Here is a 15,691-nt window from a genome sequence, read left to right as displayed (position 1 = left end):
GCCCAGCACCATCTGCAAAAGCATCTTCAAACCACCCTCCCCCGCCACTGCAACAACACCACCCCGGCAATGATCAGCCCGACGGCCAGCAGGCCCTCGGGCGACAGCCGCCGCACCGCGAATCCCGCCCAGCCGAACTGGTCGCACAACGCCGACATCAACATCTGCCCCGCCACCACGCAGGCCAGGAAAGTCGCCGCACCCAGCTGCGGCGCGAGCATCACCGCAACGGTCAGATACGCTGCGCCGAACAGTCCGCCCAGCCAGCCCCACCAGGGCGTCGTGGCAATACCCGCTGCCGCCGGTAGCGGCACACGAAAAGCCAGCAGCGCGACGATCACCGCCGCCAGGCTGACCCCCAGCGAAGCCAGGCTGGCACTCAACGGGTGGCCCAGCTGGCGGCCGAGCAGCGAGTTGCTGCCAGCCTGCAGGGCAACCAACGCGCCTACACCGATGGCAGGCAGCAGAAGAAGCAGTTTCGACATCGTCTTTCCTCCGTTTCTTGTCGATGCACTCAGCTTCTGCTATCCATCTCACGCATGGAAATGAATGATCGGTACAGCATAAATGCACTCGATTCATGACTTGCGCCGCATCGACCTCAACCTCCTGGTGATCCTCGATGCCTTGCTGGACGAGCGCCACGTCTCCCGCGCGGCCGAGAGGCTGGCGATGACGCAGCCGGCAGTCAGCCATGCGCTCAATCGTCTGCGCGACCTGCTCGACGACCCGCTGCTGGTGCGCGCCGGCAACCAGATGCAACTGACCCGCCGCGCCTTCGAGCTGGCCGGGCCGCTGCGGGAAATCCTCGGCGGCGTACGCCGGCTGGTACTGGGCGACGATTTCGACCCGGCCAGCGCCGAACTTGAGCTGCGCCTGGGCATGTCCGACTACGGCGCCTGGGTGGTGCTGCCGACCCTGCTGCCGCTTCTGCGTCGCGAAGCGCCGGGTATTCACCTGGACGTGCGCCAGGCCTCGCGGGTGGGCATGGCCGAGCAGGTAGCGAGCGGCGAGCTGGACGGCGCGCTCGGCGTCTTCCCAATGCTGCCCGAGGGGCTGCGCGTGCAGCAGTTGTTCGAGGAACGTTTCATCTGCCTGTGTTCGAGGGAAACCCTGGGCGGGAGAAAACACCTGGACCTCGACGATTACCTCGCCGCCCCGCACTTGCGAGTCGCCCTGCAGCAGAGCCCGGCGGAGGAGATCGACAGCCATCTGGAAAAGCTCGGCCGGCGGCGCAAGGTGGCCGCCACCGTGCCGCATTTCAGCGTGGCGCCCAGCCTGCTGGCCGGCACCGCTCTGGTCCTGACGATTGCCGCGCGGATGCTCCCGGACGACCTCGAAAGCCACGGCCTGGCCAGCTTCGAGCCGCCACTGAAACTGGCGCCTTTCGATTTCGTGCATATCTGGTCGGAGACCAGCGAAGACGACCCGGCGCGGCGCTGGCTGCGCGGCAAACTGGCCGAGGTGGCCGGCCGGACCTGAGCCGTTACTCCGGCGTTTCCAGGCGCCGGAGGATTTCCCCGACGCGCTCGCCGAGCATCTCGTTGGCCGAGCGCTTCAGGCCGCGCGCCAGCTCCACCAGCACCACCTGCTCAGCCACCGGGCGCAGGCGCTGGAAGACTTCGGCAAGACGTTCGAGATCTGCCGCGCCGGGCAGCAGGTCGGCGCCGGGCTTGTCCACCAGGTGGGTCACCACCAGGCGCACGATGCCGGCGGCGAGGTGTTCGGTGTCGCTGCGCAGCACCGCCAGATGATCCAGCAGCGCCGCCAGCGGAATGCCGGCGCGGTACAGCTCGACGCCGGCATTGAACAGGCGCGGGCTGGGGATACTGATGCGCTCGCCGTCGAAGGCCAACAGGCCCTGCGCCAGCGCCTGGTCGATCACCGCGTCATTCAGCTCGTCGCCGAACAGCGCCTGCAGCTCGCTGAACTCGATGGTGCCGGCGGACTCCAGGTTCCACGGGCCGACGATGGCTTCGTCGAGGCCGAGCACATGGTCCAGGTCGCGGCCATGCTCCCAGCTTTGCAGCAGCTCCTTGATATTGGCGATGTTGTAGCCGCGCTCCAGCAGGCGGTTGATCAGCCGCAGGCGGCGCAGGTGGCTGGCGAAGTACACCCCGGCCCGGCCCCGGCGCTCGGGCGGCGGCAGCAGGCCGCGATCCTGGTACGCGCGCAGGTTGCGCACCGTGGTGCCGCCCTCGCGGGCCAGCTCATCCACCGTGTACTCGCGCTCTTCCTCCACCGTGGAGGGCGCATCGTCCGGGCGTTGCAGCAGACGCTGCAGGAGGTTCAGGGGTGTGCTCATGGCGCGGATGATAGTCACCGTTGCGCCTGTAGAACAATCGAAAGCACGAGTCCCAAAGTGATCCGCCGCACAGCCCGGCGGCCCAACCAAAGACGGGAACTGCACCCGCCGGAAATCTCCCGCCGCCCCACAACCCGCGCAGTCAGCGGCTCCGCGCCCCGGTAACACTCAGGGCGCGGCGTGCACGGCATGGCGCAACGCCCGCCGATGGGTCAGCATCGATCATGACATTGCTCAATGTCACGATAACAACAACCAGCCTGGAGAAAGTCATGTCCCAAGGCGCCTGGGTACGTAACCCCGTAGACCTGACCCCCGAAGACCTGCGGCACTTCCGCGAGACTCAGCAACTGGCCTACCGCTGCTGCGAAACCGTTGCCGGCGAACTGCGCCCAGGCATCAGCGAGCGCGAGACCGCCGCCCTGATGAAGACCTGGCTGCTCGATCACGGTGTGCGCGACTGGTTCCACCAGCCCTTCGCCTGGTTCGGCCCGCGTACCTCGTTCAAGGGCTTCGACGGCCTGCGCCACCTGGGCGGCTTCAACCTGGCCTTCTACCCCGGCAAGCAACGCCTGGAGGAAGGCATGCCCTTCATCCTCGACTGCGCACCAACCCTGGGCGCCTACACCGCCGACGTCGGCTACTCCGGCGCGCTGGGCCACAACCTGCTGGTGGAACGGCTGATGGACGACCTGCTGGCGCACCGCAACCTGATTCTCGAACAGGTGCGCCAACGCCTGCCGCTGGCGGAAGTCAGCCAGTCGGTGGACCGCCTCTGCCAGCGCCAGGGCACCCTGCCGCGACACAAGGCCTACCCCTTCGAAGTGCTGGCCCACCGCGTGGAAAAACTCGGCGCACGGAACAGCGGCCCATCGCTGGCGCGCTTCGGTGTGCGCAACATCGCCACGCTGATGAAGAACGCCCTGATCACCGGCCGCCGCGAAGGCTGGTCGCCGCTGTGGTCGAGCAACGATCGCTCGCAACATGCCCCGACACCCGGCCTCTGGGCGGTCGAGCCGCACCTGGGCGTGCGCGGCGTGGGGGCCAAGTTCGAGGAGCTGCTGGTGGTCACCGAAGACGACGCCTACTGGCTGGACGACGACCTGCCCCACGTGCGCCGCTGGATAGCACGCGGCCTGATCAGCACCCCGGCGCGGCGGGAAGTGGCATGAACGCGATGCTGGAAAAAGCACTGCCGACGCCGGAGCGTCTCGAGGTGCAATCGGGCAATGTGCGCCTCGCGGTATGGCGCTGGGGTGAGCCGCATCTGCCGATGGTCCTGTTCGTCCACGGCTACCCGGACAACCATGAAGTCTGGCTACCGCTGATCCGGCGCCTGTCCGGGCGCTACCAACTGGTCGCCTACGATGTGCGTGGCGCGGGCGAATCGGACAAGCCACGCAAGACCCGCGACTACCGCCTGGAGCTGCTCAGCCAGGACCTCAAGGCGGTGCTCGATGCCGTCAGCCCGCAGCGCGCGGTGCATCTGGTGGCCCACGACTGGGGCTCGATCCAGACCTGGGAGAGCGTCACCGATCCGCAGCTGCGCACACGCATCGCCTCCTACACCAGCGTCTCCGGCCCGTGCCTGGACCACGTCGGCTTCTGGATGCGCGACCGCCTGCGCCGCAAGACGCCGCGGGCGCTGCTGCAGATGCTCAGTCAACTGGTGAGTTCCTGGTACATCTATTACTTCCACCTGCCGCTACTGCCGTCGCTGTCGTGGCGCTTCGGCGCGGCGAAGGCCTGGCCGCAGTACCTGCGCAAGGTCGAAGGCATCCGCAACCCGGCACCCAACCCGCACCAGGCCAGCGACGGCGAGCATGGTGTGAAGCTCTACCGGGCCAACTTCATCACTTCGATCTTCAAACCGCGCAAGCGCCATACCGAGGTGCCGGTGCAACTCATCGTGCCGACCCGTGACCGCTACGTCGGCCAGCAACTGTTCCAGCAACTCTCGCTGTGGGCACCGCGCCTGTGGCGTCGCGATGTCAGCGCCGGGCACTGGCAGTTGCTCGCCGAGCCGACCCGGCTGGGCGGCTGGATCGACGAATTCGTCAGCCACATCGAGGGCGGCGAAGCCACGCCGGAACTGCAGCGCGCCGCGCTGAAACCCGGTGCCGGCCCCTTCGCCGGCAAGCTGGTGGTAGTCACTGGCGCGGGGGGCGGCATTGGCCGCTCGACCCTGCTGAGCTTCGCCGAACGCGGCGCCAGCGTGCTGGCCGCAGACATCGACCCGGCCGCCGCCGAGCGCAGCGCCGAACTGGCCCGCGCGGTGGGCGCCAGCGCCTACAGCTATTGCGTGGACGTGGGCGACAGCGCGGCCATGGAGCGTTTCGCGCAATGGGTGAAGAACAGCCTCGGCGTGCCCGACGTGGTGGTCAGCAATGCCGGCATCGGCATGGCCGGGCCGATGCTCAAGACCACCCCGGAAGAATGGGAGCGCCTGCTGCGCATCAACCTGTGGAGCGTGATCGACGGCTGCCGGCTGTTCGGCAAGCAGATGGTCGAGAGCGGCAAGCCGGGGCACCTGGTCAACGTCGCTTCCGGCGTGGCTTTCGCGCCGTCGCGCAACTACCCGGCCTACGCCACCAGCAAGGCGGCGGTGCTGATGCTCAGCGAGTGCCTGCGCGCGGAGCTGGCGAGCAATGGCATCGGTGTCAGCGCGGCGTGCCCGGGCTTCGTCGATACCGGCATCGTCCAGGCCACGCGCTTCGCCGGCCTGGATGACGAACAACAGGCGAAACACCGCGCGAAGGTACAGCGTTTCTACCGTCGGCGCCGGCTCAGCCCGGACACCGTCGGCGAGCGCATCACCCGCGCGGTGGAACGCAACCTGCCGGTGGTGAAGGTCGGCAGCGAAGTGCACCTGGGCGCCCTGCAGTGGCGCTTCATGCCCTGGCTGTCGCGCCTGTTCGCCCGCCTCAACCTGACTGCCTGAGAATCCCCATGAACGACCATCATCACAAGCTGGTGCAACGCAAGGTGCAGTTCGACTACTGCGATTCGCCCCTGCACTGGATTCCCGGCGAGGCCGAGGCGTCACACACCATCAACGTCATCCACATGATGCTGCCGGCCGGCGAGCTGTGGTTCTGCCGGCTGTACAACAAGGCCCTGCCCTTCGTGAAGGAAGGCCGCCTGCGCGACGACGTGCAGGGCTTCATCCGCCAGGAGGCGATGCACGCTCGCGCCCACAACGGCGCCCTGGAGCGCTACCTGAGCCACCATGGCATCGACACCACGCGCTACGTGAGGGTCATGGACTACCTGTTCGAGCAGTTGCTCAGTGACACGCCGCTGGGCCTCACCCTGTTCAATCGTACGGCCTGGCTCAAGCGCTGGTGGATCGGCCAGCGCTGCGCCATCGTCGCGGCGGTGGAGCACTTCACCTGCGTCCTCGGCAAGTGGATTCTGGAGGCCGATGCGCTGGACCGCGCCAAGGCCGACCCGGTGCTGCTGGACCTGTTCCGCTGGCACGGCGCCGAAGAGGTGGAGCACCGCAACGTCGCCCACGACCTGCACGTGCACCTGGGCGGCAGCTTCGTCAGCCGCCAGCTGTGGATGTTCGTGGTGCTGCCGCTGATCATCTACCTGTTCGCCTTCGGCACCCGCACCCTGTCGCGGCAGGACCCGAGCATCGTCAAACCGCGCTCCTTCGCCGCCATCTGGCGCGATGGTTCGCGCAATGGCGTGCTGCCGAAGATCGGCTCGGTGGCCACCAGCTTCCTGCGCTACTTCAAACCCTGGTACCACCCCGACCACGAGGCCAACACCCAGGAAGCGCTGGACTACCTGGCGCGCTCGCCGGCCGCCAGCCGGGCCGCGCGCGCCTCTTAAAGGCCTGTCGGCGCGCCCGCGCAGTGGATGCGCGGCGCACAGCAATCGCATACTGCGGCATCCGTTATTCGACTCAGGGATGCCGCCGTATGCCGATGGGAACCTACCCCCTTCACCCCGCCCTATCCTCCCGCGTGGAGCGTTTGCCGGAGCAGGTCGACGTGGTCATCGCCGGCAGCGGCATCATGGGCTGCGCCACCGCCTGGCAGCTGGCCGGCCTTGGCCTGAGCGTACTGGTGCTGGACAAGGCGGGCCTCGCCAGCCAGCAATCCACCCGCGCCTGGGGCTTCGTTCGCCAGCAGGCGCGCGACCCGGCGGAAGTACCGCTGATGATGGCGGCCATCCCGCTGTGGGAACGCCTGGAAGAAGAACTGCAACTGCCGCTGGAATGGCGCCACGGCGGCTGCCTGTACCTGGCCGAAACGCCGGAGCAGCAGCACCAGTACGAGGACTGGCTGAAAGTCGCCGCCAACTTCGGTCTCGGTACCCGACTGCTGAGCCGCGCAGAAGTCGTGCAACGGATGCCGGCGTTGAGCGACCCCGCACTCGGCGCCCTCTACACCGCCAACGACGGCCAGGCCGAGCCACGCCGGGTTGCACCCGGTTATGCACTACGGGCCATCGAGCGCGGCGCCGTGTTCGTCGAAGGCTGCGGCGTCACCGGCATCGACCGTGCTGCTGGCGCCATCTGCGGTGTGCAGACCGAGTGCGGCTACGTGAAGACCCGGCAGTTGCTGGTCTGCGCCGGCGCGAGCAGCTGGCGCCTGGTGCAAAGCCTCGGTCTGACATTGCCGCAACAGGCCGTACGCTGCACTGTCTCGCGCACCAGCCCAGGCCCGGACGTAGGCGCGCAGAGCTTCATCGGCCACGGCATCGGCTTTCGCCAGCGGGCCGACGGCAGCCTCAACCTCGCCGACGAAACCCAGGCCGATATCGACCTGAATCTCGACTATCTGCGCGGCGCCCGGCACTACCTGCCGCACCTGCCGGCCAACCGCGCGAGCTTCTCGTTCAAGCTCAATGGCGCGCTGCTGCACGACCTGCGCCAGCGCCTGCCGGGTTCGGAAAGCAACGTGAACGGCCCGGTGCTTGGCGAGCGCGATCCACAGGTGAAGGCCAACACCTCGCGCGTCTTCCAGGCGCAAAACAACCTCGCCCGGGCATTCCCAGCGCTGCGCGACGTGAAGGTGGTGGAAAGCTGGGCTGGCCTGATCGACGTGCTGCCCGACGGCATCCCGGTGCTTGACGCTCCGCCGGAAGTGCCCGGCCTGCTGATCGCCACCGGGTTCTGCGGCCACGGCTTTGCCATGGGGCCCATCGTCGGGCAGTTGATGAGCCAGTGGATTCACAAGGGCGAGTCCGGCATGGACCTGCATGCCTTCCGGCTGCGGCGCTTCGCCGATGGGACGGCAGGCAAGCCCTACTCGCTGTTCTGAGGGTGCGCTTTTCGTAGGATCGAGGGGGACGCCCAGTTCTTGCTCGCGAACAGAAGCCGCCGGCTGCATCAGCGCATCCAGGAAATCAGGCTTCGCGAGCAAGCTCGCTCCTACAAGAGCTGCTACTCGCCCTCTTCCACCAACGGCGCATCATCACTCAACGCTCGCTCCAGCCAGTCTGTCGGCAGGTTCTTGCTGGCCCGCGCGCCCAGCAGCTTCACCTGCTCGGCGCGGCTGATCAGGTTGCCGCGCCCTTCGCAGAGCTTGTTGCGCGCCGCCGCGTATGTCTTGTCCAGCTGTTGCAGGCGAGTGCCCATCTCGTCCAGGTCCTGCACGAAGAGCACGAACTTGTCGTACAGCGCCCCGGCGCGCTCGGCGATCTCGCGGGCGTTCTGGTTCTGCCGCTCCTGTCGCCACAGGCTGTCGATCACTCGCAGCGTCGCCAGCAAGGTAGTCGGGCTGACGATCACGATGTTGCGCTCGAAGGCTTCCTGGAACAGGTTCGGCTCGGCCTGCAGCGCCGCCGAGAAGGCCGCTTCGATCGGCATGAACAGCAGCACGAAGTCGAGGCTGTGCAGGCCTTCGAGGCGGCGGTAATCCTTCCCGGAAAGCCCCTTCACATGGTTGCGCAGCGACAGCACATGCGCCTTCAGCGCCTGCTGGCGGATTACTTCATCTTCGGCGGCGATGAACTGCTGGTAGGCCGTCAGGCTGACCTTGGCGTCCACCACCACCTGCTTGTCGCCGGGCAGGCGAATCAGCACGTCGGGTTGGAAGCGCTCGCCATCCGGCGCGCGCAGGCTGACCTGAGTTTCGTATTCGCGGCCCTTCTCCAGGCCGGCATGCTCCAGCACGCGCTCAAGTACCAGTTCTCCCCAGTTACCCTGGGTCTTCTGGCCCTTCAGCGCGCGGGTCAGGTTGGTGGCTTCCTCGCCCAGGCGCAGGTTCAGTTGCTGCAGACGTTCCAGCTCCTTGGTCAGCGAGAAACGCTCACGAGCCTCGGCCTGATAGCTTTCCTCCACACGCTTCTCGAAGGACTGGATGCGCTCCTTCAGCGGGTCGAGCAACTGCCCGAGCCGCTGCTGGCTGGACTCGGCGAAGCGCTGTTCGCGTTCATCGAAGATCTTCCCGGCCAGCTCGGCGAACTGTGCGCGCAGATCGTCCTTTGCGGCCTGCAGATCACCCAGGCGCTGCTGGTGATTGTCCTGCTGCTCGCGCAACTCGGCCGACAGTGCCGCATGCTCGGCGGAGAGCCGGCGCAGCTCGACTTCCTTGTCGGCGCGCTCGGCTTGCCAGTCTTGCTCGGCATTGCCCAGGCGCGCGCGCTCTTCCTTGCTCAATTCGACTTCGCGGCGCAACGCCGCCGCCTCGGCAGAAAGCTCGCCGTGCCGGCCGCTCAGGCGCTGGAAGGCCTCGCGATCCGCCTCAGCCTGGGCGGACAGACCGTCCTGCGCCAGTTGTGCCGTCGCCAGGCGCTCGCGCAGCAGGGTCGACTCCTGCTCCACCTCCACCCGCCGTGCCTGCAGGCGCCAGGCAAGCGCTGCCATGGGCAGCAATCCGGCGAGTGCACCGAGCAACAGGGCGGAAAGATCGAGGGGCATGCAGGGCTCCGGGGTGTGGCAATGGATCGCGCCAGTCTAACAGCCGGCCGCCTCAGGCCGCTTCGTCCGCTGTAAAGGCCCTGGAACAAGGCTCCTGAGCAAGCGCTCGGGACAATCCACAGAAACTGTGGATAACTCAGTGGAGAACTTGCTGAAAACAGCCCATACCCCCAGTGAACCGGGGCCGGGTGACAGATTGGTGATTTTTTCACCAATCAAAATTTCCCTTATTTTTCAATAAGTTAAAAAACGCAAGGAAATTTACGAGGTGGCCAACTGCAATGTTTCGAGGGCTTGACAGAGTGCGTCAGCATTGTGCACAAGTGCGCGCCACGCAGCAGCCGACCGCCCCGTTTCAGGGCGGCGGATAAGAAATATTCTCAGGTGAACCGCGTATTCAACCGGATAACGCACGCATCGGAAGCTCCCTCTTCCAACGCCGATTCCCGGAGAATGTCATGCGATCTGAATCTGGCGGCGCAACAAGCGCTGCGGCCGGGCAACTTTGGGCGGGCTGGGAAGCTGAATCGCCTGCTGCTCGGCGGCACAAACCCGCGCATAAATGCGCTCGGCCGCGCTGCGGCTGTTGCAGTCGTAGAAGAACTGATTGAGGTACACGCGCCAGCGACGATCGTCGCTGGGATGGACGGCTATCCGTATATCCATGGTCTGGCGCTCCCTGCTTGGCCATCCGGAAACATACACCGCTGACCATGACGCGTAGAGGGCGATACGATGAACGGTCAGGCCGGATGCGGCAGCCTGCCATCGATCAGGAATTGCTCACGTCGATGGATGCGCGGGCTGTCCGGCACCTGGGCATGCTTGAAGGCGACGTACTCCGAAGTGGTCTCGCAAAGCCAGGGCATCAGGTTGCGTGGCCGCTTCTCGGTGAAGGCCGAGGGGACGAACAGCGCCACATTGATACCGCCCTGCGGACAACGTGCCGAGCGATACTCGAAAGCCTCCACACCAGCATCCCGCATGGCGCTGCCCAGGCCCTGGGTGACGCTGTAATCCTGCGGATCGAGCAGCGCCTCGTGCTCGCGGAACGGAGGAAGGTGCAGGCGCACGCCCTTCTGTACCTGGAAGCGTGCTTCGAACGAGGCATGTTCGGAAAGAATCCGTCCGCTGGGCGGCGGCGTTGCCATGCCTTCCCACAGTACGAAGCGATAGAAAGCCGACTCCGCCATGGCCGTCTCCAGCTTGAGCGCGCCGTAGAACAGGCTCGGCTCATGGCGCCGGCCGAAGCGCGAGCCCCAGCGCAGCGGTGGATAGCGGAACGGCGTCTTCAATAGATAGTGCAGCGGCTCGGCCGGTGGCGGCATGCGCGGCTTGCTGGTTTCCAGCAACTCCTCCAGCAGCGACTGCTCTTCCAGGGTGTCCACCAGTTGCAGGGTCGCCACCTGGCCCTGGCTCTCCACCAGTCGCACCAGACGCCCGCGCATCGGGGCAATGACAGATTCCTCATGGTTTGCCCAGAGACGGGCCCCAGCCGCGACGGACATTCAGACCTTGCCCCGGATGGCGTCGAGATACTCGACCACCGCGACCAGCCCCTGCACCTGCTCCATCAACTGCAGCGGCACGCCACCCAGGTGACGGTTCTCGGTGCGCAGGAAATGGCGCATGTCTTCATGGTTGCCGCCGAACAGAGCGAACAGCGCGCGGTAGATACGCACCAACAGCAGCGCCAGTTCCCCGGTCTTGCTGTCCACGCGCAGACCGTTCTGCTTCCAGCGGCTCACCGCGCTGCGGTCTACGCCGACGATGGCGGCCAACTCCTGCTGAGTCATCGCCAGATGCTCGCGGGCGGTCAGCACCGCTTTCGCCAGGACGGTGTCGGCAGCCGGGTTTTCCTTCAGCAGAGCGCTCATGGCGAAACTCCATTCAGTGTATTTTCTGCAAAAATACCATCAAATGCTGTAAGCACACAAAGGCGGAGATGATCATTCCCACCCCCGAAACTCAGGCAGGACCCGGATCGTTAGGGAGATGAGCGTGGAAATACACACCGCCGAACGGTTTCGCCAGGAGCACAACATCAAGTAGTCCGCCCCCCTGTGCTGTGCCGGTCAGATACTCGGCAGCGAGCTGGAAAGGGTCGCGAGCATCGGGTAAAGGCCCTAGGATAGGCGCCTTTATTTCCAGCCTGCCGCCATGGACAAGAAACGCGCCTACCAATTGATCCTCAGCCGCCTTGCCGAAGACCTCGACGTCGCCGTGCGCGCCGCCCAGACGGCCCACGAGACCGCGACCCACGAGGAGAATATCGCCGAAAACAAATACGACACCCTCGGCCTGGAAGCCGCCTATCTCGCCGCCGGCCAGTCACGTCGCGTCGACGAGATCCGCCAGGCGCTGTCACTGTTCGAGAACCTGCAACTGCGCGACTTCGACGAAGAACAAGGCATTCAGACCAGTGCCCTGGTGCAACTGGCCAACGCACAGGATCAGCGGCGCTGGGTCTTCCTCGGCCCGGACGGCGCCGGCGTCAAGGTGCAGTACGAAGGCAGCGAGATCCTCGTCATCACCACCCGCGCCCCGCTGGGTAGCGCCCTGCTCCATCGTCACCCCGGCGACGAAGTGGAAGTCGGTACGGGCAGCGCTCGCCAGCGCTACGAAATCCTCGACGTCCATTAACGGGTGACGCACGCGCTTGCCCAACGGCAGTCGAGCGCATCGATGAAAACTCTGAGCAGAACAGACAATACCCGGCGAGCCGGCTGGCGCAGACTAAGCTTCAAGGCCACACCCCATCCCTCCCTGCCTCATGGAGAAGCATCATGCTGTTCAACTGGTCCGAGTACGTCCCCGCCGTGAAGAAAGCCTTCGGTGCCCTGGGCAAGAAACACCCGAAGATGATCGCCGCCTACCAGGCCCTGGAAGCCGCCGCCGCCGACGGCGACGCCCTGGATGCCAAGACCCGCGAACTGATCGCCATCGCCGTGGCCATCACCACCCGTTGCGACGGTTGCATCGGCGTCCACGCCGAAGCCGCCCGCAAAGCCGGCGCCACCGAAGCCGAGATTGCCCAGACCCTCGCCACCGCCATCTCCCTCAATGCCGGCGCAGCCTATATCTACTCCCTGCGCGCCCTCGAAGCGTACGAGTCCGCCGCCGCCCCGAAGTGAGCCGACGCCCGCGACGCCCTCCGGCGCCGCGGGCCAGCCTCTTTCCCTTCAGGACTCGGATGGGTTATCAGTGGGGCTTAGCCAACCAAAGCCTCGACCCATGCCCCAGCCCCTCAGCTTCTGGAAACTCACCCTCGCCATCGCCGCTGGCATCTGGCTCGGCTGCCTGGCCGTCGCCGCTACCGCGTGGCTGATCTGGCGCGACGTCCCGCCTGCTCTTGCTACACGGCTGGTTCAACCACCCGTGGCAACACCTGCCACCCTCCCTTCACCGCGCAGCAACGAAGAAATGTTCCAGCAATATCTGCAACGCCAGCAGGCCGTGCAGGAACAGCAGAATCGTCAGATCGAGAAATCGGCGCAGGAAAAGCGCTTCAACAGTGCCCCGTGCCAGTTCTGGCTACAGCAGTACCAGGCGAACCCCACGCAGGGGAATCGAGAGAAGATGGATGGGTATTGCGGGTGATGGGGCGTAGGGTGGAGATTTTCAGAGCGCAGAAAAGACGAAGCCCCTGAAATTCCAGGAATTTCAGGGGCTTCAGCCATTGCAATAATGGCGGAGAGATAGGGATTTGAACCCTAGGAACTGTTGCCAGTTCAACGGATTTCGAATCCGTCCCGTTCGGCCACTCCGGCATCTCTCCGTGCGGCGCGCATCATACCAGCTTGAAGCCCGAAGGCGAAGCCCTGTTTCAGGATTTTTTCGCGTGGTATCAGGCGCTTGCGCGCGCTCGTCGGATCAGAGCGGAACGCCGAGGCGGTGGGCCACTTCTTCGTAGGCTTCGATCACGTCGCCCAGCCCTTGGCGGAAGCGGTCCTTGTCCATCTTCTTGCGGGTTTCCTTGTCCCACAGGCGGCAGCCGTCCGGGCTGAACTCGTCGCCCAGGACGATCTTGCCGTGGAACACGCCGAACTCGAGCTTGAAGTCCACCAGCAGCAGGCCTGCGTCGTCGAACAGCTTGTTCAGCACTTCGTTGACCTTGAAGGAGTAGGCCTTCATTTCGGCCAGTTGCTCCAAAGTCGCCCAGCCGAAGGCCTGGACGTGGGATTCGTTGATGAACGGGTCGCCCAGAGCGTCGTTCTTCAGGAACAGTTCGAAGGTCGGCGGAGTGAGCCGCAGGCCCTCTTCCACGCCCAGGCGGCGCACCAGGCTGCCGGCGGCGTAGTTACGCACGACGCACTCGACCGGAATCATGGCGAGTTTCTTGACCAGCACTTCGTTGTCCGACAGCAGGGCATCGAACTGGGTCGGAATGCCGGCAGCTTCGAGCTTCTGCATGATGAAGGCGTTGAACTTGTTGTTCACCATGCCTTTGCGATCGAGCTGTTCGATGCGCTTGCCGTCGAACGCCGAGGTGTCGTTGCGGAACAGCAGGACGAGGCGGTCAGCGTCATCGGTGGTGTAAACCGACTTGGCCTTGCCGCGATAGAGTTCTTCGCGTTTTTCCATGATGGGCTCCGCTTGCTTAGGGGGTGGGCTCAGGCGATGGTGCGCCAGTCGAGTCCAGAATGCTGATCGGCTACCTGCAGCCAGTCCGGGTCGCACCCGAGGGTGTCGACGAAGCTTTGCCGGGCCAACTGCGGCGAGTTGTTCTTTTCGCTGAGATGCGCCAGCACCAGGTGCTGCAGGCTTTCCCAGCCCAGCTGGGCCACGAGTTCGGCGGCCTGCCGGTTGTTCAAATGTCCCCACTGGCCGCCTACACGGACCTTGAGTGGGTAGGGATACGGACCGCGGGCCAGCATGTCGGTATCGTGATTCGCTTCGATGATCAACGCATCGAGGCCACGATAGCATTCCAGCACCTGCGCCGTGGCGGCTCCCAGATCGGTGAGCTGGCCAAAGCGCTTCCGGCCATCGGAAAACACGTACTGCAGGGGCTCCCGCGCATCGTGGGAGACGCTCACCGCAGTGACTTCCAGGTCTTTCAGTACCAGACGGTCGCCGCACTTGAGCAGCCCCGTCGGTGTCACCGGCTTGCGCATTCCCTGCAAGGTGCCGGCGCTGAGGTACACGGGTATTCGATGGTGCCGGGCCAGCAGTTCGACGCCGTTGATGTGATCAGAGTGTTCGTGCGTGACCAGTATCGCGTCCAGCTGCCCGGGCTCTACGCCCAGGCGCGCCAGACGGCGGATGGTTTCACGCAGCGGGAAACCGCAATCGATCAGTATCCGGGTGTCAGAACTGCTCACCAAGGCCGAATTGCCCCGGCTTCCGCTCCCCAGGACCGCGAAGTGCATTGCGCATACTCTCCTGGAGTTTTTCCAACACGCCCTGCGCCACGTCAGCCGGTGCGGAGGTGTTGATGTCTTTGTCGACGGTAATCTGGACGGTGTTGCTCACGCTGGTCAGGCGAACCTGGTAGCGCTGAGCCTTGGCATCCTCTTCTTCCTTGGTCTTCTCGCCACCACCGAACATCCGGCTGAAGAAGCCGGGCTTGTCCTCGTCCTTTTTCTTCGCGCCTTCGGCAATGTTGACGTAGTACACGCCGAGGCTGCGGTTGAGGTCGTCAACGCGGATGTCGGCACGGTCCAGGGCGCGGCCTACGCTGACCCAGGCACGGTCGAAGTCGGAGTCGACAGTCAACACCGGGTTGCCACTGCCGTCCTTGTTCAGCTGAACGGCGCCGGGGGTGTCGTAATCCGAGTGCGCGGCGAGCAGGGAGACGGAGCCACCCTTCTCGGCGCTGGTGGCCATGCTGGCGATCATTTCGTCGAGCAGCGCGGCGTCCAGGCTCGGTACGACCGGTTTGGTCGGCCAGTCGGCGCTGGCGGTGCTGCCGGCCGGGCGAGTTTCGCTCAGCACGTAGACTTCGCTGGTGTTGGTCTGCACGCCCGGTTCGATGCGCACGCGAACACGCGCTTCGCTGTCAGGCTCCACGCCCGACACACGGCTGCTCAGGCGACGCGCCAGGGGTGCGGAGAGCTGCGACAGCGGCTGCCAGTTGGTGCTGAATTCGCCAGTCTGCGGACGCTCGTTGGCGATGGAGAAGCCGTTGTCCTGGAAGAACTGGTGGGCGACCGGCCAGACTTCGGCCGGCGGACGCTGAGCGACCAGCCAGCGCGAGTCGCCGCTTTTCTGCAGGCTGAAGTCGCTGACTTCGCCGGAGCCGGCCAGCGGTTGCGGACGCGGCACTTCGAATTCGCCTTCCTTCTCGGTGCTGGTGGCGACATTCATCGGAATCGGCAGCAGCGGGTCAAGCTGCTTGCTCTGCAGACCTTCGGGCACCTTCATCGGTGCGGTTTCGCGGGCGTTCAAATAATCGGCGCCACGGTCGCGGAAGTAGCCTTCCGGGCCCCACAGCCAGCCGCAGCCGGAGGTGTTGCCGATAACCAGGGCGAGCGCAGTCAGTCCTGCCAGTCGCTTCATGCGAGGGA

General features: G+C 65.4%; 17 protein-coding genes and 1 tRNA gene. 8 read left to right on the top strand and 10 right to left on the bottom strand.

Features of this window, described 5'->3' with window-relative positions; genetic code table 11:
• Nucleotides 1–26 precede the first annotated feature (26 nt).
• Nucleotides 27–485: a DMT family transporter gene (locus tag CTR55_RS08575; protein ID WP_296285482.1), complete on the bottom strand. Its 459-nt coding sequence runs from the start codon at nt 483–485 to the stop codon at nt 27–29.
• 82 nt (nt 486–567) lie between these two features.
• Between CTR55_RS08575 and CTR55_RS08570 the strand changes: the two genes are divergently transcribed.
• Nucleotides 568–1,482, top strand: coding sequence for a LysR family transcriptional regulator (locus tag CTR55_RS08570; RefSeq protein WP_296285481.1), 915 nt, complete (start codon nt 568–570; stop codon nt 1,480–1,482).
• A 4-nt stretch (nt 1,483–1,486) separates the two neighbouring features.
• Here CTR55_RS08570 and CTR55_RS08565 read toward each other — a convergent pair whose 3' ends face one another.
• Nucleotides 1,487–2,305, bottom strand: coding sequence for a MerR family transcriptional regulator (locus CTR55_RS08565; protein ID WP_296285480.1), 819 nt, complete (start codon nt 2,303–2,305; stop codon nt 1,487–1,489).
• Nucleotides 2,306–2,577: 272 nt separating this feature from the next.
• Here CTR55_RS08565 and CTR55_RS08560 point away from each other — a divergent pair, with 272 nt between their 5' ends.
• The 4 genes from CTR55_RS08560 to CTR55_RS08545 all read left to right on the top strand — a co-directional run bounded on the left by CTR55_RS08560 (nt 2,578) and on the right by CTR55_RS08545 (nt 7,581).
• A complete protein-coding gene (locus CTR55_RS08560; protein ID WP_296285479.1) occupies nt 2,578–3,477 on the top strand; it encodes a M24 family metallopeptidase in 900 nt (299 codons plus the stop codon).
• On the top strand, nt 3,474–5,246 hold the full coding sequence (locus CTR55_RS08555; RefSeq protein WP_296285478.1) for an SDR family oxidoreductase: 1,773 nt from the start codon (nt 3,474–3,476) through the stop codon (nt 5,244–5,246). The genes CTR55_RS08560 and CTR55_RS08555 overlap by 4 nt, the downstream gene beginning before the upstream one ends.
• 8 nt (nt 5,247–5,254) lie before the next feature.
• A complete protein-coding gene (locus tag CTR55_RS08550; RefSeq protein ID WP_296285477.1) occupies nt 5,255–6,145 on the top strand; it encodes a metal-dependent hydrolase in 891 nt (296 codons plus the stop codon).
• 89 nt (nt 6,146–6,234) lie between these two features.
• Nucleotides 6,235–7,581: an FAD-binding oxidoreductase gene (locus CTR55_RS08545; RefSeq protein WP_296285476.1), complete on the top strand. Its 1,347-nt coding sequence runs from the start codon at nt 6,235–6,237 to the stop codon at nt 7,579–7,581.
• Nucleotides 7,582–7,703: 122 nt separating this feature from the next.
• On the opposite strand, the gene rmuC is transcribed toward CTR55_RS08545, so the two are convergent.
• The 4 genes from rmuC to CTR55_RS08525 form a co-directional block, all read right to left on the bottom strand.
• On the bottom strand, nt 7,704–9,068 hold the full coding sequence (gene rmuC, locus CTR55_RS08540) for a DNA recombination protein RmuC (RefSeq protein WP_296286497.1): 1,365 nt from the start codon (nt 9,066–9,068) through the stop codon (nt 7,704–7,706).
• A gap of 570 nt (nt 9,069–9,638) precedes the next feature.
• Nucleotides 9,639–9,848 carry a hypothetical protein gene (locus CTR55_RS08535; protein WP_296285475.1) on the bottom strand — a complete coding sequence of 70 codons (210 nt, stop codon included), beginning with the start codon at nt 9,846–9,848 and terminating at the stop codon, nt 9,639–9,641.
• A 77-nt stretch (nt 9,849–9,925) separates the two neighbouring features.
• On the bottom strand, nt 9,926–10,690 hold the full coding sequence (locus tag CTR55_RS08530) for an RES family NAD+ phosphorylase (protein WP_296285474.1): 765 nt from the start codon (nt 10,688–10,690) through the stop codon (nt 9,926–9,928).
• On the bottom strand, nt 10,691–11,059 hold the full coding sequence (locus tag CTR55_RS08525; protein ID WP_296285473.1) for an antitoxin Xre/MbcA/ParS toxin-binding domain-containing protein: 369 nt from the start codon (nt 11,057–11,059) through the stop codon (nt 10,691–10,693). It abuts the gene before it with no gap.
• Between the two features lie 283 nt (nt 11,060–11,342).
• On the opposite strand from CTR55_RS08525, the gene CTR55_RS08520 reads away from it, so the two are divergent.
• The 3 genes from CTR55_RS08520 to CTR55_RS08510 all read left to right on the top strand — a co-directional run bounded on the left by CTR55_RS08520 (nt 11,343) and on the right by CTR55_RS08510 (nt 12,782).
• Nucleotides 11,343–11,825: a GreA/GreB family elongation factor gene (locus tag CTR55_RS08520; RefSeq protein WP_296285472.1), complete on the top strand. Its 483-nt coding sequence runs from the start codon at nt 11,343–11,345 to the stop codon at nt 11,823–11,825.
• A gap of 143 nt (nt 11,826–11,968) precedes the next feature.
• Nucleotides 11,969–12,316 (top strand): carboxymuconolactone decarboxylase family protein, encoded by a 348-nt coding sequence (locus CTR55_RS08515; RefSeq protein WP_017522075.1) that lies wholly within the window; start codon nt 11,969–11,971, stop codon nt 12,314–12,316.
• Between the two features lie 100 nt (nt 12,317–12,416).
• On the top strand, nt 12,417–12,782 hold the full coding sequence (locus CTR55_RS08510) for a hypothetical protein (RefSeq protein ID WP_296285471.1): 366 nt from the start codon (nt 12,417–12,419) through the stop codon (nt 12,780–12,782).
• An 88-nt stretch (nt 12,783–12,870) separates the two neighbouring features.
• On the opposite strand, the gene CTR55_RS08505 is transcribed toward CTR55_RS08510, so the two are convergent.
• From CTR55_RS08505 to bamC, 4 genes are all read right to left on the bottom strand, one after another.
• Nucleotides 12,871–12,960 (bottom strand) — tRNA-Ser (locus CTR55_RS08505).
• A gap of 95 nt (nt 12,961–13,055) precedes the next feature.
• Nucleotides 13,056–13,766: a phosphoribosylaminoimidazolesuccinocarboxamide synthase gene (purC, locus tag CTR55_RS08500; RefSeq protein WP_296285470.1), complete on the bottom strand. Its 711-nt coding sequence runs from the start codon at nt 13,764–13,766 to the stop codon at nt 13,056–13,058.
• A gap of 29 nt (nt 13,767–13,795) precedes the next feature.
• Complete coding sequence (locus CTR55_RS08495; protein ID WP_296285469.1) at nt 13,796–14,554, bottom strand: MBL fold metallo-hydrolase; 759 nt, start codon at nt 14,552–14,554, stop codon at nt 13,796–13,798.
• On the bottom strand, nt 14,493–15,683 hold the full coding sequence (bamC, locus tag CTR55_RS08490; protein ID WP_296285468.1) for an outer membrane protein assembly factor BamC: 1,191 nt from the start codon (nt 15,681–15,683) through the stop codon (nt 14,493–14,495). The genes CTR55_RS08495 and bamC overlap by 62 nt, the downstream gene beginning before the upstream one ends.
• Nucleotides 15,684–15,691 lie beyond the last annotated feature (8 nt).

Source organism: Pseudomonas sp. (assembly GCF_002796985.1).
Lineage (GTDB): Bacteria > Pseudomonadota > Gammaproteobacteria > Pseudomonadales > Pseudomonadaceae > Pseudomonas.
The sequence above is the reverse complement of the archived record's forward strand: the minus strand, read 5'-3'. Positions and strand labels throughout refer to the sequence as shown.